This window comes from Brevibacterium sp. S111 (assembly GCF_004745075.1).
In the GTDB taxonomy this organism is placed as follows: Bacteria; Actinomycetota; Actinomycetes; order Actinomycetales; family Brevibacteriaceae; genus Brevibacterium.
On the sequence record NZ_RHFH01000009.1, the window covers coordinates 68,519 to 87,093 of the forward strand.

Sequence of the window (18,575 nt, forward strand, 5' to 3'; positions counted from 1 at the left end):
TCGCGGTGGTCAGCGGTGCTGCAGCACGACCGCGACCTCGAAGTGCTTCGTATGCGGGAACATGTCGAAGATCCGCGCCTGAGCCACCTCGTAGCTGGGCATCTGCGCGAGGTCCTTGGCCAGGGACACGGGATTGCAGCTCGAATAGACGATGTGCTCGACGCCGGAGTCCTCGAACGCGGCGGACAGCCGAGCACCGATCCCGCGCCGAGGCGGATTGACGATCACGCAGTCCGGCCGTTTGCCTGCGGTCAAGTTCCGTTCGGCGAACTCCGTGGCATCGCCGGCGAGGAAGCGGGCGTCGATGTCGAGCTCGGCGGCGCTGATCCTCGCCGATTCGATCGCCTGTTCGCTGACCTCGACACCGGTGACCCGGCGGGCCGTTCCGTCCTCGCCGCGCGCGCGTTTCCCCGCGCAGCAGAGCGCGAACCCTCCGACACCGCAGTAGAGGTCCCACAGGCTCTGTGCGCCGACCGCATCCACCCATGCGGTGACCTGGTTGTACAGTCCGATCGCGACTTGGGTATTCGTCTGGAAGAAACTCTGGGGACGCAGATGCAGATCGACCCGGTCGAGGTTCATTCGCAGGGAATCACCGTGGAGCAGCTCCTCGCGGCTGCCTTCGAGCACCGCCTTGTGTTCGGGCAGCAGATTCACCGACACCACTGAAGCCTCCGGCGCGAGCTCGAGCAGACCGGCCCGCCGCGACCGGAGCACATCGAGGCCATGCTGAGTGCGCACGACGAATCGGATCATCAGCTCACCCGATGGCGCCGCCGTGACATGGACGAACTTCAGCTCACCACGACGCGCGGAGACATCATAGGGTTCGAGCCCGGTGGCATCGAGGAAGTCTGCGAGCACCGGGATCACCGCCCGGATCGCCGGCGCCTGGACCCCGCATTCGCGCAGATCGACGCCGTGGAATTCCTGGTCGAGGATGCCCAGAGTGACATGACCGGCCCCACCGCCGACGGCGAGTTTCGCGCGGTTGCGGAAGCCGTCCACCCCACCGGCGAAGGTCGGCAGCCACTCCTGAGGGGCCGCCTCGGCGAGGATCTCCCGGCACCAGGCCTCCTTGTCTGAGATCTGCTTCAGATACGCGGTCTCGATGAGGGCGCAGGACCGGCACTCCCCGCGCTCGAAATATCCGCAGTCCAGGTGCTCGTGATCCGCCGAGGTGGGCGTGAGCGGCAGAGTCGGCATGGACCCATTTTACGGGCTCAGAGGCGAACCCCTCGACGCGAACCCAGGGGCGCGGACTCCTCGACGTGGGTGACTCGAGTCCTCAGCAGGGGAAACGCTCGTGGTCAGTCAGCCGGACCGCCCTCGGCCTCGGAGCTGCGAACACTCAGGGAGACATGTCCCAAAGCCCGCAGCGCTCTCATGAGGCGGTCGAACGCGATCGTGCCGGCCGCCGCTCGCATGACGACGACGTCGCTTGAGACCCGGCCTGCATCAGCGGGGCGCTGCTGGATGAATTCGATATCGCCCCGGGCGACTTCGGTCATCGGCACGGCATAGCGCATGACAGCGTCGATCTCGTCCGGCATCTCCCATGCTGCGAGGGTCTTGAGCGCCTCGTCGAGTGCTCGTCGTGGCACTGAGTCGATGTCGGGCCAGCCCATCTGCGACAACAGCCGACCCACTGTCGGGTGCTCGACATCGTCGGAATCGGTTGCCTCGCCGGTAGTCGGTGTGCCGAGGGCGATCGCTTGGGCTTCTTGGAGTGCTCGGATCTGCGGCACCTGGGGGTCATCGAGCAGTTCGGTGAGCCGACGGATCGCGCTGATGGGGGCATCCGCGACTTCGCGCATGACATGGATCAGCTGCAGTCTCTCGAGATGAACGCGTCCGTAGTCCTGCCGTGTCGCCGTGACGTATTCGCCGGGCGGCAGCAGGCCTTCACGCCGGTAGTACTTGATCGATGCCGCAGAACATCCACTCACACTGGCGAGCTGTTTGAGCAGCATGACACCTCCATCGTCGTCTGGGGGCCGGATAGCAGCCCGAGGCCGAACTATCTTGATGGCGGAAACCTGGATAGTGAAACTATCGTATACCTATGGATGCCTTCACTTTGGTCATCATCGTCCATGCCGTGGCCGCGCTGTACGTAATTCTTCTGGGGCCCGTGCAGATTCTGCGCCGGCGGCGGGATCGCGCCCACCGGCTGCTGGGCGCCAGTTGGGTGGCCGCGATGCTCATCGTCTGCTTCTCGAGCTTCTGGATCTCTCCAGACGGCTTCTCCTGGCTGCACGGTCTGGCGATCTGGACGCTCGTGTGCATGGTCGTTGCGATCGCCGCGATCCGACGTCGAGCGGTGGCCGTTCACCGCGGTTTCATGATCGGCTCCTACCTCGGCACGCTGACGGCCTTCGCCTTCGCCGTGTTGGTGCCCGAAAGGCTGATTCCGCAGCTGCTGCAGAGCGCACCACTGGTCGCGGTCGTCACGGTCACCGCCGTCGCCGCCACGGTCGCGGTGTTCGTCAGGCTCGCAGTACACGGGGCGATCCCTCGACGGACACCGGTGGATCTCGGCTCCGAAGAGCCGTTGACCCACTAGACTGCTCGCCGTAAACTGGCAGTAGCCAAATCGATTTGTCTCACCGGCAGGACCACGCTGCGGGCTATCGCCTGCCACGACGATCTGCAGGGTCGTCGAGGCTCCTGCGGCAACGAAGGATGACATGACTCAGCTGCGCACTCTGCACCAGTCCCCGACCGTGCTCGTCCCCGAGCAGGTGCTCCTTCCCGAAGGCCCGCAGTCAGGGCACGCGGTGCTCATCTCCGGCGGCCGGATTCTCGCTGCCGGCCCCCTCGCCGAGGTGACCGCCCACGCCGAATCGCTCCTCACTCCCACCGACGCCGCCGACCCGAATTCCGGTGCCGAACCTGCTCCCGCACCGACTCGCATCGACCTTCCCGGCCGCCTGCTCATGCCCGGCTTCATCGACGCCCATCACCACCTCACCCAGACCTTCGGCAAGTCCCTCGTCTTCGGCGAACCCTCGGAGATCTTCCAACGCGTGTGGGTGCCGATGGAGTCGAACATGGACGCCGAGGCCATCGACGTCGCCACCCGCCTGGCCGCCTGGGAATCCCTGCGCGGCGGTTTCACTACAGTCGCCGACGCCGGCACCCGCTCAAGCGTCGACGTCTCCGCGATCTCCGACGTCACCTCGGACGTCGGCCTGCGCTGCGTGCTCGGCGTGATCTGCAACGATCTCGGCGGGGGAGTGCGCACGGTGGAGCTCGCCGAGGTGGTCGCCGCCGCCGAAATGCACCTGAACAGGTGGGACGCCGAGTCCCTCATCCACCCCTCCCTGGCCGTGTCGATCCCCGAGGTCGCCTCCGACGAGGCGCTCGCGACGATCACGCAGATGGCCCGGGACGCCGGTGTGCCTTTCCAGACCCACCTCAACGAGCACATCGTCGCCGTCGAACGCTCCCTCATCTCCAGCGGTGAACGCCCGCTGGAGCGCCTTGCCCGCCTCGGCGCGCTCGGGCCCGAACTGCTCGCCGCGCATGCCACGCTGCTCACCCCGCGCGAGATCCGCCTCCTCCGCGACTCCGGCGGCGCGATCGCCTACAACCCGGTCGCGAGTTCGTGGAAGGGCAACGCCGTGGCTCCGGCCCTGCTCATGCACGAACTGGGAATGCGCATCGGGCTCGGCACCGACGGCACCCGCTCGGACGCCTTCCGGCTCCTCGACGCCGCCGAGACCGCGCAGCGGCTGACCGGAGGAATGGACGTCGTCGACTCCTCATCCGGCGGCGGCTGGACCTGGCTCGAACAGGGCCTGCGCGGCGGCGCCGACGCCGTGGGGCTGAGCGGCCAGATCGGTGAGATCGCCCCCGGCGCCCGCGCCGACCTCCTCGTCGTCGACATCGACACCCCCGAATTCGTTCCCTCCTGGGACCTGCCCTGGGAGCTTGTGCGCCTGGCCAACCGCGACCAGATCGAATCCGTCATCGTCGACGGCAGACTCCGACTCGACCGCGGCTGGCCCGTCGACTGGGACGGCTGCGCGTTCCTCGACCGCGCCAAGGAGGTCTCCCGCCGCGTCGTCGCGAACTCGCCGATCACCCGCATCGACCCCAACGCAGCCGAACACCGGGCGCGGTGGATGGCCGAGCGCGGGGCCGCCTCGGCGAGGGGATCTCACGCGGTGGGCGGGGCCGGCACAGCGGACAGGGCCACCTCGGCGGGCGATCGCAGCTGATGTCGATCCTCGCTTTCACGATCGTCGCTGCGGTCGTTCTCATCTCCGCTTTCGTGCAGGGATCGACCGGGATGGGGTTCGCGATGATCCTCGCGCCGGTCGTGACGTTCATCGATCCGAGTCTCATCCCGGTGATGCTGCTCGTGCTGATGATTCCGCTCAACCTCTACGTCGCCGCGCGCGAACGAGCGCACATCGATTGGACGGGCGTGAAGTGGATCAGCGTCGGCCGGTTCGCGGGCACCTTCGCGGGTCTGTGGATCCTCGTCATCGTCAATCTCCACCAGCTCGCGCTGCTCATCGGCTGGTCGACGCTCATCGCAGCGATCATCGCCCTGATCGCGCCGAAGTTCGCGCCGAATCGGCCGGTGCTCGCGACGGTCGGACTCATCACCGGTGTCACCGAGACCTCGACGGGCATCGGCGGGCCGCCCTACGCGCTGGCCTATCAGCACAGGCCCGGGCCGGAGCTGCGGTCGACGGTGGCCGTGTGCTTCCTCGTCGGTGAGATCATCTCGCTCATCGTGCTCGCCCTCAGCGGGCAGGTGTCGGCGGAGACGATGATGACGACCGCGTGGATGCTGCCGTTCCTCGTCGTCGGCTCGTTCCTCTCCCGCTATGTCCACCACCGCCTCGACGGGCCGGTGCTGCGCTACATCGTCCTCGGCTTCGCCATCGTCTCCGGAGCCATCGTCATCGTCCAGGCCTGAGGATGCGAGGGCGAGAGCGCCAGGGGACTTCGAGTAGTGGTCGCAAACGGATACTTGGGCCGAAAATATAGGTCGCAAACGGATACTTTCCGGCGCGAAAAATGTCCGATTGCGACCTATGTTTGGGGATTCGAATCTCGCGCGGGCCGGCAACAGGCAAATCTGCGGGCGCTGGATGCCGTTCGAGTCTCCGGTCGCTGGGTGAATCTGCGGGCGTCTTCGGCTGTCATCTCTGTCACGGCACAGTGAAGTAGGCTGATTCCATGTCCGACTTCCCGCGCACCCACCGCGTCACGATCGCTGATGTGGCGCGTGAGGCCGGTGTGTCACGGACGACCGTCTCGCATGCACTCAGCGGTCAGGGGAAGGTCAACGCCGCCACCCGGGACAAGGTCAAAGAGGTCGCCGAGCGGCTGAACTATCGGCCCAGCGTCCGTGCGCAGAGCCTGCGGTCGGGCAGATCGCAGACACTGGCTCTGCTCTCCTCCATGCCGGCGGCGGTGTCCGCAGGGCCCTCCCAGCTGGGATTCTTCACCGAACTGGCCATGGGGTGTGCGCGGACGGCGCTGCTCGAGGGCTACGTCTTCGTCCTCGCCCCACCCAACGAGGAGACCAATCCCGTCGACCTCCTCGATATCGACGGGGCGATCCTGCTCGAACCGACCCTCGACGATCCCCTCGCCGAGGCGCTGCGCGAGCGGGGCATCCCCTACGTCACGATCGACGGGCCGGGCTCCGGCGACGCGGAGCAGCGGGCCCGCGGGGCTGAGCAGCGGGCCCGCGCGGCGGAGCAGCAGGTCCGCGACACAGAGCAGCGGGTCGGCGGGGCGAGTCGCGGGGGTGCCGCGGGCAGCAAGTGGAGCATCGATCTCCACCATCAGGTGACGGCGCAGCTGCTGCTCGACCACCTCGTCGACCAGGGCGCCCGGCAGCCGGCGCTTCTCGTCAGCCGCAGTCGCCGCGGGGCACAGACGGCCGCCCGCGAAGTGTATGCCGCGACCGCAGAGGCCCGCGGCTTCGCCCCGCTTATCGCCGAGGCGGACGAGACGTCCGGAGAAGACGGTGCCTACGCGGCCACACAGGAACTGCTGGCCGCACACCCTGACATCGACGCCCTCCTCGCCCCCATCGACACCTTCGCCACCGGCGCGGTGAGAGCTGCCGAGGAAGCCGGACGAACCATCGGCGATGACCTGCTCATCGCCACCCGCTACGACGGTCTGCGCGCTCGCACAAGCAGCCCGCCGCTCACCGCAGTGGACCTCGGCCTCGAGGCGATCTCGAAGGCAGCGGTCGAAATGCTGGTCGCGGTCCTCGACGGTCACAGCACGGCAAATGATGAAATGACTGATTCGGTTCCGACCGCCTCGGCGGGTGCGCCCGGACCCAGGCTCGTCGCCCGGGAATCGACCACCGGTCCCAGCTCTTGACCGGGAACTCGACTACCGGTCCTAGCTCATGACCGGGGACTCGACTACCGGTCCTGGCTCATGACCAGGAACTCGACCACCGGACCACGGCTCATTACAAGTGACCAGAGAACCGGCCACCGGTCCGCGACAGTAAGTCGGACTGGCGTCTCGGTGTCAGATCCGAGTCAGATCCGATAGTCGGACGGGCGCTGTTCGAGCGTGCTCGGATCGTCGAGCGGTGTCCGAGACTTCGGGTGGCGGTTGCGCTTGCCGGTGTGGTGGAAGAGCAGATTGAGCAGCACGGAGACGAATGCGGCCATTGCCACACCGCTGCCGAGCAGGGACGCCGCGCTCTGCGGCAGCTGCGCGTACATGCCGGGGATGAGCACGGGCATGAGCCCTGCGGCCAGGCCGACCGTGGCGGTGATGAGGTTGCCGGTCTCGTTGAAGTCGATCTTCGCGAGCATCTGAATGCCGAGGACGGCGATGATGGCGAAGACGACCACGGCGGTTCCGCCGACGACCGCCGAGGGGATCCCGTTGAGAATGCGGGCGATGGGGCTGAAGCCGATGAGGATGAGGAGGCAGCCGGCGATGGCGGTCACGTACCTGCTGCGCACACCCGAAGCGCGGACGATGCCGACGTTCTCGCCGCTGGTGACCATGGCTGGAGTGCCGAAGAGCCCGCCGAGGATGGTGATGATGCCGTCGGAGCGGATGAGACGCGGCACCGCACGGCTGGGTTCGACTTCCTTGCCGACGATCTCACCGTTGATGATCGTCTGGCCCGTCGCCTCGGCCATGGAGGCCAGTGCCCACAGCAGCATCGGGATCGCGGCGATGAGGTCGAACTTCGGCGACCCGAACGGGAAGAGCGTCGGGATCGCGAACAGCGGGCCGTCGGTCTGGCCGGAGAAGTCCGTGGCTCCCATGAAGGCGCCGACGATGGTGCCGCCCACGAGGCCGACGGCCACGGAGAGCTTGCCGAGCATTCCGCGCAGGAACCGGAAACACAGGACCGTGATGCCGATGGTGATGAGCCCGAGCAGCAGATTCTGCGGGTCGCCGAAGTCGGGTGCATCCGCTTCGCCGACGATGAGCTTGCCGGTGATCTGGACGAGGTTGATGCCGATGACGATGACCATGATCCCGATGACCAGCGGTGGGAAGAACTTGAGCACCTTGACGAAGAGCGTCACCGCGAGGATGTAGAAGACACCGGTGAGCAGCACTGCTCCGACCGCGGTCTCGACGTCGGTGCCCTGGGCGATCGTGATGAAGAGGATCGTCGCCGCCCCGCCCGGGAGCATGACGAAGGGCAGTCGGACCCCGATCCTCCACACTCCGACCGACTGCAGGATCGACCCGAGGCCCGAGAAGACGAAGACCGCGGACAGCACCGCCGAGGTGGTTCTCGCATCCAGCCCGAGGGCAGTGGCGATGAGGAAGACCGAGGAGATCGGCGTCGCGACCATGACGAGCACGTGTTGGATGGCGAACGGGATGAGGGTGTGGATCGGCCGGAGCCTGTCGACCGGATGGACAGCGCTGTCCGTGCCGTCAGTTTTGTCAGCATCGGGTGTCGCGGTCATGGCACTGCTCCTCGAGGCACATCGTGATCGGCCTGGAACTCAGTGGCCAAATCGATTTGTTTAATCGTGCATCGTGAGGGAAGCGGTGTCAACAGGAGGCCCGGAATTCGGACAGCTGGCGGTGTCCACGCAGGGGCTGCGCGCCGAAAAACGGGGTGAGCACCGAGGAACGTGTGCGCGCACGTGTGTCTCGGCGCTCACCCCGTTTTTCGGCGGAGACGGGCCGGCGGGGAGGCGGGCCGGGGTGGGAAATGAGCGGCGGGTGCTGAGGGGCGTGGCGGGGAGATGGGTGGCGGGTGCTCAGGGGGATGCGGCGTCAGGCGATGGCGAAGATGAGGGCGATGAACGTGCCGAAGGAGACGAACGGAGCGACCGCCGCCACAGCGATGGCGACAATGCTGACAGTGCGACCCCGGGCAGTGACCGCCGCGGTGATGCCGAGGATGAGGCCGGTGATCCCCAGGCAGGTGCACAGGACCTGCAGTCCGACGAGCACGGCCGCCAAGGTCTGATACCAGTCCGGTGTATCGGTGAAGTAGTAGCCCGACGCGGCCTCAGCGGGGCCGACGGTGGCACCGAGGATCGCCGAGGCGGCCACGCTGAGAACGAGAGCGACGATCGAAAGCGCCATCGCCGCCTTGCCGAGGGCCGGCGACTTCGCCTCAGCCGCTTGCCTGCCGAGTGCGCCGGCTGTGTCGCCGGCTGAGGGGGTGGCCGTACCACTGGCGGAGGACATGCCGGAACCGCCTGCCGAGAACATGCCTGCGCCACCGGCTGAGGTCGTGGCTGAGGATGGGCGTGGTGCTCCGTCGTGGCTGTCGAAACCGGTGCCGGGGGAGGAGTCGATCAGCGAAGGGTGAGGGCCGAGAACCCGAGGCTGCTGTGCGGCGAGCTCATCATCGGTGGGCTGGGGGAATGAGAAGTCCGTCGAGGTCATAACTCGACGCTATCGAGGCCGGGCCGGTGCGACCCATCCTGCTTTCCCGTGCGCAGGGTCGGGAAAACCTCCCTCCTCTGCGCGCGCATCACGGCAGCAGGAACTCCCGGGCACCACGGGCGAGGCCGTGCAGCCGCGCCGGCACGGGCGAGGCCGTGCCGGCGCGCCGGGTTCGCGCGCAGGCCGTTTGCGGATGCTCAGAGTTTCCGGTTGCTCAGAGTTTGCGGGCGACGATGAGGAAGCGCTTCTGTGTGACCTCGATGGGGTCATTCGACTCGGCGAGGCGTTTGAGCACGCCGAGGTGGGGCATGACGGAGAACCCGGGCACATCCCAGGGAATGTAGGCGAGGTATTCGATGACCGCCTCGACGTCGGTGAAGGACATCGTGCCCTGCCACTTCCGTGCGGCTTCGATGTCGAACCCGTGACGTTCGGCTTCGTCGAGGCAGGGCTCGAGCTGCTGGTGGAGATCGCCGACTCCGCCGCCGAAGAAGTCCCGGAACTCCTGCGCCTCCGTACCGTCGACCTGCTGGGTGATGAAGAGTCCGCCCGGGGCGAGCACGCGAGCCACCTCGGCGGTGTCATAGCTTTCGTGCCGGTTCATCACGAGGTCGAACTCGCCGTCGTTCCACGGCATCTCCGGGTGGTGATCGCTGTCGTAGCGGGCGACGTCGACCCCGTAGTCCCGCAGCGCCGAGGCGGCCAGGGGCACGTTCGGCTCCCAGCCCTCGGACGCGGTGATCGTCGGCGAGGCTTCGCCGGGCGGGCGGGCCTCGTCGAGGCGGTCGATGAGTTCGATGAGGCGCTCGCCGCCTCCGGTGCCCATGTCGAGGCAGCTGTTCGCCTCGGCCATCGCGTCGAGGCAGATCTGGTCGAAGTCCCAGGGCGGATCGTCGGCGACGAGCCGTCCCGCGAGCGGGGAGAAGTCCCACCCGGTCATCGACGCCGTTTCGTGGATCCATACCCAGCGTTCGTAGCGTTCGTGGGGAGTTTCGTCGCGCGTGCGACTGCTGTCGGCGTATTCAGGCATGTCCACACTCCTCTGCCGGACGGCTGAGCGCCCCTGTCGGCGCCGGTGCCGTATCTCGACTCTAGGTCAGAACAAGTGGGGTGTGCACGGGTACGCGCCTGCAATTTGCGAATCTCGGCGCCGAGGATGAGGGGATGGCGGCGGAATCCGCCCGAATGTGCGGTGCTTGCCGTCCGCCTGCGCGGCACTCATTCGAGGAAGCAGAAGATGAGGACCGCCGCGCAGGCGAGGAGCATGCCCAGGCAGTTGAGCCAGAAGTCCCGCCCGACGTAGCGCGCCCGCCGATGCGCCGCGACAGCGCAGAGGAAATAGGCGACGAGCCCCGCCGCTGCGGCGGCGCCGAGACCGGGAATCCAGATGCCGGCGACCAGCCCCGCGGCGGCGAGGAACTTCACGATCGCGAGCACCCACCACCAATCGCGTGGGAACCCGACGCCGTCGAGGCAGGCGGCGATCGCCTGGGGCGGTCGGAAGGTCAGCAGTCCGTCGCCGAAGACGACGATCGCGAGGACGACGACCGGCCAGGTGGGGTCGGGCAGCAGAATCATGGCAGGGCCTCGGTGGAATCGTTGATGGACGGCCGGTTCACAGCGGGCTCCGGACGCGAGTATGGAAAGCGATGATGGCCAGGAGCGCATCCGTGGCCTCGGCGAGAGTCATCGTCGTCGCGGCCCACCGGAAGAGTATGCCCAGGTAGGAGTCGTAGAGCGCCGAGGCGCTGGCCCGCGCATGGTCCTCGCTGATCCCGATCGAGGCCAAGGCCCCGCTGAGGCGGTCCTGCAAGTCCGCCGCGAGAGCATTGAATACCTCGGGGTCGCCCTTGACCCGGATCATCGCCGCCGCGTAGTCCCGGGACAGGTCCTCGTGTGCGGCGAAGAATTCGAGGAACGGCAGAAAGAGATCAAGCAGGTGACGCTGCACCGCCGAGGTGGTCCTGGCCCCGCTCACCACCGACGTGCCCGCAGCATCGTGCCCTCCCCGCTTCGACAGACTGACCCGCCGAGGCGGAGGTGCCGTGTACGTCCCGTCCTGCAGTTGGCCGATCCACCGATCGAAGCAGCGGACGAGGATGGCGTCCTTGTCGCCCACGGACATCACCCGGCCGACGGACACCTCGGCGGACTTGGCGATGCCGCGCACGGTTGTGGCCTTGAACCCGTGTTCGAGGAAGAGATCGGCGGCGGCGCCGATGATCCGGTCTTCCGTGCGCCGGCGCTTTGCGGAGCGGAATTGAACATGTTCACCTGACATGGTCGAAGCATAAGTCCTTCCGTGTTCACTTTCCAGGCCGGTGCATCGCTCGCCGGCCGAGCGCCGGGTGCCGTGGGGCGGGTGCTTCCGGCCTCGCGCCGGTCGAGCGCAGCCGAGTGCTGCCGGACTCGCGCCATCGTGGACCCTCATGTTGCCCTCGACGGGAAAGTTTATGTACCTTAACTTCATGAACGTCGATTCCTCTGCCGTCGCACGCACGGGCGGGCACGGCCGGAAGAAACGCGACCGGAAGAAGATCTCCACACTCGCGCTCCTCGGCCCGGCCTTCGTCGCCGCCATCGCCTATGTCGATCCGGGCAATGTCGCCGCCAACCTCACCGCCGGTGCCGAATACGGATACCTGCTCGTGTGGGTGCTCGTGGCCGCGAACCTCATCGCCGTTCTCGTCCAATACCTGTCCTCGAAGCTCGGGCTCGTCTCCGGACGGTCGCTGCCGGGCATCCTCGGCGAACGACTGCGCCGACGCTCACGCCTGGCCTACTGGGGTCAGGCCGAGATCGTCGCCATCGCCACCGACCTCGCCGAAGTCATCGGCGGCGCCATCGCCCTGAAGATCCTCTTCGATCTGCCGCTCCTCCTCGGCGGAGTCATCGTCGGAGTGGTGTCTCTGCTCCTGCTCTCGATCCAATCCACCCGCGGTCAGCGCCCCTTCGAGTTCGTCATCATCGCGTTCCTCGCGATCATCGCCATCGGCTTTCTTGCGGGCCTGTTCGTCGGGGACGTGGATTGGGGGCAGGCCGCGGGTGGAATCGTGCCCCGGCTCGAAGGCACGAACTCCGTGGTGCTCGCCGCGAGCATGCTCGGCGCCACGGTCATGCCCCACGCGATCTACCTCCATTCGGCACTCTCGGTCGACCGTCACCGCAGGGACACGACCGCCTCGACCGGGCAGCTGCTGCGCGCGAGCCGCTGGGACGTCGTGGCCTCCCTCGTCGTCGCCGGATCCGTGAACATTGCGATGCTCCTCCTCGCCGCCGCTTCCCTGCGCGGCCAGGCCGGCACCGACACCATCGAGGGTGCGCACGCGGTCGTCACGGCCAACCTCGGCGAGATCGTCGGCCTCTTCTTCGGCATCGGACTGCTTGCTTCGGGATTGGCCTCGAGCGCGGTCGGCTCCTATGCGGGCGCATCGATCATGCAGGGTCTGCTGCGCGTGAACATCCCGATCATGTGGCAGCGGGCGGTGACGATGATTCCCGCACTCATCATCCTGGGGCTCGGAGTCGACCCGACCTGGGCGCTCGTGCTCAGCCAGGTCGTGCTCAGCCTCGGCATTCCCTTCGCGATGATTCCCCTGGTCAGGCTCACGAGCAGTCGGAAGGTCATGGGCGAATTCGCGAATGCCCGGTGGATCACGAGCATCGCCGTGGTCGCCTCGGCCCTCATCATCGTGCTCAACGTCGTCCTCGTCGTCCTCCTTGCGCTGGGAGTCGATTAGCCCCCACCGAGGTGGTCACCCGGCGGGGGTCACCCCACCGAAGTGGTGAACCGGTGGGATTCGCCCCGCCGAGGCGGCCGGCGAGGGAGAATCACCCCGCCGAGGTGGTGACGCGAAGCCCCTGACCGGCGAAGATTCCGCGGTCGCGGGGGCCGCGGCGCGCATCACACTCGTGCCCGCGTGCGCTGCCGTCGCCGGGTCGCCACGCGCCGGCCGATGAGGCCGTGGCGAGGGGCGAAGAGGTAGACGAGCGCGAAGACCGCGCCCTGCGCCAGCACCACCATCCCGCCGGACGCGGCGTCGAAGTAGTAGCTCGAGTACAGGCCGATGATCGCACACGCGATCGAGATCGCCGGGGCGATGAGCAGCATCCGCTGGAACCGATCCGTGAGCAGGTACGCCGTGGCTCCGGGGACGATGAGCATCGCCACGACGAGGACGACACCGACCGCCTGCAGAGCGACCACCGAGGTCAGAGCGAGCAGGCCGAGCAGTGTGGCGCCGAGGAGCCGCGGGTTGATACCCAAGGCATGAGCATGAGTGGGATCGAAGGCGAAGAGGGTGAAATCGCGGTTCTTGGCCACGAGCACGGTCAGGGTCACCGCGCCGAGCACCGCCACCTGCGCCAGATCCGCGGCCGAGACGCCGAGGAGGTTGCCGAAGATGATGTGGTTGAGATCGACATGGGAGGGGACGACCGAGATGAGGACGAGGCCGAGGGCGAACAGGGAGGTGAAGACGATCCCGATCGCGGCATCCTCTTTGACGCGACTGGTGTCGCGCACCGCCCCGATGAGCCCGACGGCGAGGAACCCGAAGGCCACCGCCCCGAGCGCGAACGGAGCATCGACGACATAGGCGAGCACGACTCCCGGCAGCACGGCATGGGAGACCGCATCGCCCATGAGCGACCAGCCGATGAGCACCAGCCAGCAGGAGAGCACGGCGCACACGACCGAGGCGATGAGAGTCGTGGCCAGGGCGCGGAGCATGAAGTCGAAGCCGAAGGGCTCGAACAGGAACTCGAAGACGGTCATCGCGCTTCCTCCTCGGTGAGTGTGACCTCTGCGGGTGTGGCCTCTGTGGGTGTGGCCTCGGTGGGTGTGATGTCGAGGCCGAAGGCGCGGGCGAGGTTTTCGGGGCGGAGCACCTCGGCGGGGGAGGAGTGGAGGAGGACTCGGCGCATGAGCAGGACCGCCTCATCGGCGAGACCGGGCAGCGCATGCAGATCGTGAGTGGACACGAGCACCGTCGCGCCCGCCTCGGCGAGTTCCTTGAGCAGCCGGGTGATCGTGGCCTCGCTGCGTTTGTCGACCCCGGCGAAGGGCTCGTCGAGGAGCAGGATCGTCGCTTCCTGAGCGAGCCCGCGGGCGACGAAGGCCCGCTTCTTCTGTCCTCCCGAGAGCTGCCCGATCTGGCGATCGGCGTACTCGGTGAGCTCGACGCGCTCCAGGGCATGATCGACGGCCTCACGGTCGGCCCTGCGGCTCAGCCGCAGCGGGCCCATACGACCGTAGCGACCCATCATCACGACATCGCGCACGGACAGCGGGAAGTCCCAATCGACGTCCTCGCTCTGCGGAACATAGCCGAGGACACCGGCCCGTCGTGCCTGCCGCGTGGGGCCGCCGTCGATGCGCACTCGACCGGATTCGGGGTCGATCATGCCCATGATCGTCTTGAACAGGGTCGACTTGCCCGAACCGTTCATCCCGATCAGCCCGCAGATGCGTCCGTGCCCCAGCGACAGGGACGCCCGGTCGAGAGCGAGCGTGTCCCCGTAGTGGACGGTCACCCCGTCGACGCTGATCGCGGGGGTCTCGGTGTGCCCCTGACCGATCGCGGCGCTCATCCTCTGCCCCCGGTCAGGGCCTCGGAGATGACCTGCGCATCGTGGCGGATGAGATCGAGATAGGTGGGGACCGGTCCGTCCGATTCGGACAGCGAGTCGACGTAGAGCGTGCCGCCGAATTCCGCATCGGTGGACTCGACGACCCGGTCCATCGGCGCCGAGGAGACCGTGGACTCGCAGAAGACCGCGGGCACGTCGTTGTCCTTGACGAAGTCGATCGCCGAGGTGATCTGCCCCGGGGTCGCCTGCGCTTCGGCATTGACCGGCCAGATGTACTTCTCGCTCAGTCCGGTGTCCCGAGTCAGGTAGGAGAACGCCCCCTCGCAGGTGACCAGAGCCCGCTGGGATTTCGGCAGCGTCGAGAGTTCGTCGACGAGGTCGTCGTGGACCTCCTGCAGCTGTGCTCCGTAGTCCTCGGCATTGGCGGTGTAGTCATCGGCATGGTCCGGGTCGAGGTCGGCGAAGGCGCGAGCCATGTTCTCGGCGTAGATCTGGACATTGAGCGGGCTCATCCAGGCGTGCGGGTTGGGTTTGCCGGCGTCGGCATCCGCGGTGATCGACAGCTCCTCGACGCCCTCGCTGACGACGGCATGAGGGACGTCGATGTCATCGACGAACTGGGAGAACCACTGCTCGAGGTTGAGCCCGTTGTCGAGCACGAGGTCGGCCTTCGACGCCTTGCGGATGTCACCGGGCGTGGGTTCGTAGCCGTGGATCTCCGCGCCGACCTTCGTGATCGACTCGACCTCGAGATGGTTACCGGCGACGTTGTCCGCAATGTCGGCGAGCACCGTGAAGGTCGTGAGGACGACCGGTTTGGCATCGGCATCCTCGGCGGCCGGGGAGCTGCTGCAGGCGGCGAGCAGGAGCCCGAGGGCCGAAGCGGTGATCGCCGCGGCTCCGCGCGCGATCCGGCGGGAGGCAGGGTGGGCGGAGGGCTGTGGTTTGCGGTGGGGCATGGGGCTCCTGCTTCTGCGTTCGGGACCTCGGAACGAAAGTTAATGTACCTTAACTTTAAGATCGAGTGAGCAGGAACGGCAAATCCCGGAGGGCGCGGCAGGATATCTCGACGGGAGCGCGCCGTGACCGAGGTCGTCAGTCGCGACGCAGATCGGTCGGGGGCAGCAGAGTGCGCGGGTTCGAGCGCACCCACCACGGACGCGGCAATCCGGCGGCAGCGGCGTCCCGGCGTTCGGCGCGGGTGGCATAGCGGTAGGTGAAGACGCGGACGCGGACGAGTTCCGGGGCCGCGCCGGCGAAGGGATCGGGGCCCATGAGACGGCGGATCTGTGCGTCGCCGGAACCGATCTTGGCCAGCAGCTCGGTGAACCAGGTCTGGCGATAATCGCCCAGCGCGGCGAACCACATCAGCCAATCGAGACGCAGATGATACGGCGCAACGACGGGCCCGCGCCGGCACACATCGCCGGGTTTGCCCTTGAACTCGTACTCCCGCCAGCCGACATCGGCCGCGACCGTCGACTCCTCGAACGGCTCTGCGCCTCGGAACGGCTCCCCGTCCTCGAGCGGCTCGCGGCTCTCGGGGGCGTTTCCGCCCTCGGAAACGTTCTCGCCTTCGGGGGAGGTCCAGCCTTCGATGACGATCTCGTTGCGGGTCTCGGTCATCGACCCGAAGGCGCCATAGGCATTGCCGAGGCCGAGCCGATTGAAACTCGCATTCATCAGCTGATGTGAGGAGAAGAGGTTCTTCAGCGCCGGGAGGTTGAGCATGCACTGCCAGATCACGAAGGCGGCGATGAGGATCAGCCACCAAGTGGGCACAGCACCGGATGCGGCCCCGGACGCTGCTGCCCCTGAAGCCTCGGCTGCCGTGGACGGACTTGCCGCCTCGGCGCCGAACATGCCGGTCAGGCCCCAACCCGGCCAGGGACCGCCGACGACCCAGGCGAGGAAGGAATCGCTCATGCCGGCGAAGGCGAGGAGGATCGTCGCCCAATTCAGCCAGGCATAGTTGCCGCTGATGACGAGCGCGAGCTGAGTGAGGATGATCGCGACCGCGGCGAAGGAGGCGATGGGCTGAGGCAGGAACAGCAGCCAGGGGGCGAGGAGCTGGACGATGTGACTGCCCAGGGTCTCGCTGCGATGCCACCACCGGGGCATGAGATGCGCACGCCGGCTGACCGGATTCGGCATCGGCTGGGTCTGATGGTGGTAGTCCATGGCGGTGAGATCACGCCAGGAGCTGTCGCCGCGCATCTTGATCATGCCGGCGCCGAACTCGACTCGGACGACGAACCAGCGGAGGAACAGGATCATCAGCAGGGTCGGGGCCACCTCGTGGGAGCCGAGGAATCCGACGAGGAACCCGGCTTCGAGGAGGAGCGACTCCCATCCGAAGCCGTAGAAGCGCTGGCCGATGCTCACGATCGAGAAGTAGAGGCACCACATGGCGAGGAAGGCCGGAATCGTCGTCCACGCGGGTCCGGCCTGGGGAACTCCGAGCACGACGGATGCGGCGAGGACCATCCCGATGCCGCAGGCGATGCGCAGGCGTCGGTCGGTGTATTCGAAGCGCTTCCACCGGAACAGGGTCGGTGCCTGAGCGGCGGTGGTCAGGGCGATGAACCGCGGGGCCGGGGTCAGTCCCCTTTCGCCGAGGAGCGCGGGGAACTGGTTCCACGCGGACAGGAAGGCGATGAAGAAGAGCGCACCGAATCCGCGCTGCAGCACCTCACGCGCGATCGTGTAGTCATCGGCGGTCAGGATCTGCGTCAGTGTCCCGACGTCCACGGCGCACACCTCCCGGTTCGGTTCGCGGTTCTGATCCGACTATGGTCCGCTCGCCGAGGATGTGCAAGAGTTCGCGGGCCCCTGGGGCCGAGCCGTCCGGCGTCTCAGGGTGTGGTTCGCCCGGTTCGGGCCAGGCGTGTGAGAGCCTCGGCGAATCTCTGCGACTGTGCCGGGTCGCCGCCGAGGAGCCTCATCTCGGCACGGCCGCGGAAATGCGCCGTGGTCACGACTCCGCCGGCGTCGAATGTGCAGCTGCCGCCCATCAGCTGCCCGGGCTGCGCCTGATCGAGGACGACGCTGCGTCCTTGGCCGTTGACGGAGGCGCGCACGACGCGACGGTTCGTGGCGATGAGCATCTGCGGTTCGGGGGTGAGATCGCTGCGGAACTGCAGGAGCAGGGCCTCTCCCGGCTGGAGGACCTCTCCCTGCTGGAGCAGGTCAGTCGGCGGTGCCGCAGTCGCGTGGGGAACGGCGCTGCCCTGCTGAACGGCGCCGGCTCGGTGAACGCCGTTGTCCTGGTGCCGGGGATCGAACCTCTCCCTGCGGTGCTGCTGCCTCGGGCTGAGATGAGGATGCGCTGCGTCGCAGCGGGCGACTCTCACCACCGCCCACAGTCGAGTGCCGAACAGGGCGAGCAGGGACAACGGCAGCGTGATCGTGACGAGTAAGAGGCCGGAGCCGGTGCTCATCTCGGGAATGGGGAACATGAAGACGAAGGTGAGGCCGATGCCGAGGAGGAACATCGTCACGAGCATGATGATGAAGACCGCGGGGTGATCGCGGTTGAACGCCTCGGCGACAGCGGACAGTGTGAAGCCCAGATTGACCGCTGACCAGCAGGCGAAGAAGATGACGAGCGCGGGCAGCGGTGATGCGCTGTAGTCGCCCCAGATCGTGCCCGGGGTGCCTGTGCTCTTGGCGAAGGAATGCCAGATGAAGATCGATGCCGCGGAGAAGAAAGCCCAGATAGGACCGACGGAGAACACCTTGTACCAGGCCTGGCGGATGAAGCCGGTGTACGAATCGGGGGCCCTGGGCACATGATGATCGGGTGCCGGTGCGTCTTTGTCAGAGGAGTCGTCCTCGTTGAAGAAGATGATGGCAATCGTATGGTAGAGCCCGTAGAGCCCGATGCCGACGATCCCGGCGCCCGCGGGATCGAAGTCCCCGACGCGGTGGGCCCGCGGATCGATGCCGGCATTCATGAGGAAGAAGACGATCGTGGTGAAACCGGCGAGACCCACCCCGTAGACCACGTTCGTGCTCATCTTGTGCGTTCTGAACTTCATGCTTCGATTCTTACAGCTCTTTCCTCGGCCATGGCCCGGTTCGTGTTCCAGATCTGAAGGATCCCA

17 protein-coding genes are annotated in these 18,575 nt (G+C 67.1%); 5 read left to right on the forward strand and 12 right to left on the reverse strand.

Annotation, left to right across the window (positions count from 1 at the left end):
• Window positions 1-9: 9 nt before the first annotated feature.
• Entirely contained in the window at window positions 10-1,206 is a 1,197-nt protein-coding gene (locus EB836_RS11700) for a methyltransferase domain-containing protein (RefSeq protein ID WP_205683359.1), read from the reverse strand.
• A gap of 104 nt (window positions 1,207-1,310) precedes the next feature.
• Complete coding sequence (locus tag EB836_RS11705) at window positions 1,311-1,973, reverse strand: MerR family transcriptional regulator (protein ID WP_135540587.1); 663 nt, start codon at window positions 1,971-1,973, stop codon at window positions 1,311-1,313.
• 92 nt (window positions 1,974-2,065) lie between these two features.
• Between EB836_RS11705 and EB836_RS11710 the strand changes: the two genes are divergently transcribed.
• The 4 genes from EB836_RS11710 to EB836_RS11725 all read left to right on the forward strand — a co-directional run bounded on the left by EB836_RS11710 (window position 2,066) and on the right by EB836_RS11725 (window position 6,366).
• Window positions 2,066-2,566: a DUF2306 domain-containing protein gene (locus tag EB836_RS11710; RefSeq protein WP_135540589.1), complete on the forward strand. Its 501-nt coding sequence runs from the start codon at window positions 2,066-2,068 to the stop codon at window positions 2,564-2,566.
• Between the two features lie 124 nt (window positions 2,567-2,690).
• Entirely contained in the window at window positions 2,691-4,226 is a 1,536-nt protein-coding gene (locus tag EB836_RS11715) for an amidohydrolase family protein (protein ID WP_135540591.1), read from the forward strand.
• Window positions 4,226-4,936, forward strand: a complete 711-nt coding sequence (locus EB836_RS11720) for a sulfite exporter TauE/SafE family protein (protein ID WP_135540593.1) — start codon at window positions 4,226-4,228, stop codon at window positions 4,934-4,936. Before EB836_RS11715 ends, EB836_RS11720 begins: the two co-directional genes overlap by 1 nt.
• A 263-nt stretch (window positions 4,937-5,199) precedes the next feature.
• Window positions 5,200-6,366, forward strand: coding sequence for a LacI family DNA-binding transcriptional regulator (locus EB836_RS11725; RefSeq protein WP_135540595.1), 1,167 nt, complete (start codon window positions 5,200-5,202; stop codon window positions 6,364-6,366).
• A gap of 167 nt (window positions 6,367-6,533) precedes the next feature.
• Here the strand turns inward: EB836_RS11725 and EB836_RS11730 are convergent, their stop codons facing one another.
• The 5 genes from EB836_RS11730 to EB836_RS11750 form a co-directional block, all read right to left on the reverse strand.
• Window positions 6,534-7,940 carry a uracil-xanthine permease family protein gene (locus tag EB836_RS11730; RefSeq protein ID WP_135540597.1) on the reverse strand — a complete coding sequence of 469 codons (1,407 nt, stop codon included), beginning with the start codon at window positions 7,938-7,940 and terminating at the stop codon, window positions 6,534-6,536.
• A gap of 316 nt (window positions 7,941-8,256) precedes the next feature.
• Window positions 8,257-8,877: a hypothetical protein gene (locus EB836_RS11735; RefSeq protein WP_135540599.1), complete on the reverse strand. Its 621-nt coding sequence runs from the start codon at window positions 8,875-8,877 to the stop codon at window positions 8,257-8,259.
• A gap of 214 nt (window positions 8,878-9,091) precedes the next feature.
• Complete coding sequence (locus EB836_RS11740; RefSeq protein ID WP_135540600.1) at window positions 9,092-9,907, reverse strand: methyltransferase type 11; 816 nt, start codon at window positions 9,905-9,907, stop codon at window positions 9,092-9,094.
• Between the two features lie 188 nt (window positions 9,908-10,095).
• On the reverse strand, window positions 10,096-10,455 hold the full coding sequence (locus EB836_RS11745; protein ID WP_135540602.1) for a DoxX family protein: 360 nt from the start codon (window positions 10,453-10,455) through the stop codon (window positions 10,096-10,098).
• Between the two features lie 37 nt (window positions 10,456-10,492).
• Window positions 10,493-11,158 carry a TetR/AcrR family transcriptional regulator gene (locus EB836_RS11750; RefSeq protein ID WP_135540604.1) on the reverse strand — a complete coding sequence of 222 codons (666 nt, stop codon included), beginning with the start codon at window positions 11,156-11,158 and terminating at the stop codon, window positions 10,493-10,495.
• Window positions 11,159-11,345: 187 nt separating this feature from the next.
• Between EB836_RS11750 and EB836_RS11755 the strand changes: the two genes are divergently transcribed.
• Complete coding sequence (locus tag EB836_RS11755) at window positions 11,346-12,617, forward strand: Nramp family divalent metal transporter (RefSeq protein ID WP_240689917.1); 1,272 nt, start codon at window positions 11,346-11,348, stop codon at window positions 12,615-12,617.
• A 164-nt stretch (window positions 12,618-12,781) separates the two neighbouring features.
• On the opposite strand, the gene EB836_RS11760 is transcribed toward EB836_RS11755, so the two are convergent.
• From EB836_RS11760 to EB836_RS11780, 5 genes are all read right to left on the reverse strand, one after another.
• Window positions 12,782-13,654 (reverse strand): metal ABC transporter permease, encoded by an 873-nt coding sequence (locus tag EB836_RS11760; RefSeq protein ID WP_135540608.1) that lies wholly within the window; start codon window positions 13,652-13,654, stop codon window positions 12,782-12,784.
• Window positions 13,651-14,469 (reverse strand): metal ABC transporter ATP-binding protein, encoded by an 819-nt coding sequence (locus EB836_RS11765; protein WP_135540610.1) that lies wholly within the window; start codon window positions 14,467-14,469, stop codon window positions 13,651-13,653. Before EB836_RS11765 ends, EB836_RS11760 begins: the two co-directional genes overlap by 4 nt.
• A complete protein-coding gene (locus tag EB836_RS11770; protein ID WP_135540612.1) occupies window positions 14,466-15,428 on the reverse strand; it encodes a metal ABC transporter substrate-binding protein in 963 nt (320 codons plus the stop codon). The genes EB836_RS11765 and EB836_RS11770 overlap by 4 nt, the downstream gene beginning before the upstream one ends.
• A gap of 136 nt (window positions 15,429-15,564) precedes the next feature.
• Window positions 15,565-17,220 (reverse strand): lipase maturation factor family protein, encoded by a 1,656-nt coding sequence (locus EB836_RS11775; RefSeq protein ID WP_135540614.1) that lies wholly within the window; start codon window positions 17,218-17,220, stop codon window positions 15,565-15,567.
• Window positions 17,221-17,324: 104 nt separating this feature from the next.
• Window positions 17,325-18,509, reverse strand: coding sequence for a hypothetical protein (locus EB836_RS11780; protein ID WP_135540616.1), 1,185 nt, complete (start codon window positions 18,507-18,509; stop codon window positions 17,325-17,327).
• Window positions 18,510-18,575 lie beyond the last annotated feature (66 nt).

Bases quoted from the DNA above. Each gene is read 5' to 3' on its own strand.
- EB836_RS11720 (WP_135540593.1), top strand. From the start codon at position 4,226: ATGTCGATCCTCGCTTTCACGATCGTCGCTGCGGTCGTTCTCATCTCC.
- EB836_RS11735 (WP_135540599.1), bottom strand. From the start codon at position 8,877: ATGACCTCGACGGACTTCTCATTCCCCCAGCCCACCGATGATGAGCTC.
- EB836_RS11760 (WP_135540608.1), bottom strand. From the start codon at position 13,654: ATGACCGTCTTCGAGTTCCTGTTCGAGCCCTTCGGCTTCGACTTCATG.
- EB836_RS11710 (WP_135540589.1), top strand. From the start codon at position 2,066: ATGGATGCCTTCACTTTGGTCATCATCGTCCATGCCGTGGCCGCGCTG.
- EB836_RS11780 (WP_135540616.1), bottom strand. From the start codon at position 18,509: ATGAAGTTCAGAACGCACAAGATGAGCACGAACGTGGTCTACGGGGTG.
- EB836_RS11750 (WP_135540604.1), bottom strand. From the start codon at position 11,158: ATGTCAGGTGAACATGTTCAATTCCGCTCCGCAAAGCGCCGGCGCACG.
- EB836_RS11700 (WP_205683359.1), bottom strand. From the start codon at position 1,206: ATGCCGACTCTGCCGCTCACGCCCACCTCGGCGGATCACGAGCACCTG.
- EB836_RS11705 (WP_135540587.1), bottom strand. From the start codon at position 1,973: ATGCTGCTCAAACAGCTCGCCAGTGTGAGTGGATGTTCTGCGGCATCG.
- EB836_RS11755 (WP_240689917.1), top strand. From the start codon at position 11,346: ATGAACGTCGATTCCTCTGCCGTCGCACGCACGGGCGGGCACGGCCGG.
- EB836_RS11725 (WP_135540595.1), top strand. From the start codon at position 5,200: ATGTCCGACTTCCCGCGCACCCACCGCGTCACGATCGCTGATGTGGCG.
- EB836_RS11745 (WP_135540602.1), bottom strand. From the start codon at position 10,455: ATGATTCTGCTGCCCGACCCCACCTGGCCGGTCGTCGTCCTCGCGATC.
- EB836_RS11715 (WP_135540591.1), top strand. From the start codon at position 2,691: ATGACTCAGCTGCGCACTCTGCACCAGTCCCCGACCGTGCTCGTCCCC.
- EB836_RS11740 (WP_135540600.1), bottom strand. From the start codon at position 9,907: ATGCCTGAATACGCCGACAGCAGTCGCACGCGCGACGAAACTCCCCAC.
- EB836_RS11770 (WP_135540612.1), bottom strand. From the start codon at position 15,428: ATGCCCCACCGCAAACCACAGCCCTCCGCCCACCCTGCCTCCCGCCGG.
- EB836_RS11765 (WP_135540610.1), bottom strand. From the start codon at position 14,469: ATGAGCGCCGCGATCGGTCAGGGGCACACCGAGACCCCCGCGATCAGC.
- EB836_RS11730 (WP_135540597.1), bottom strand. From the start codon at position 7,940: ATGACCGCGACACCCGATGCTGACAAAACTGACGGCACGGACAGCGCT.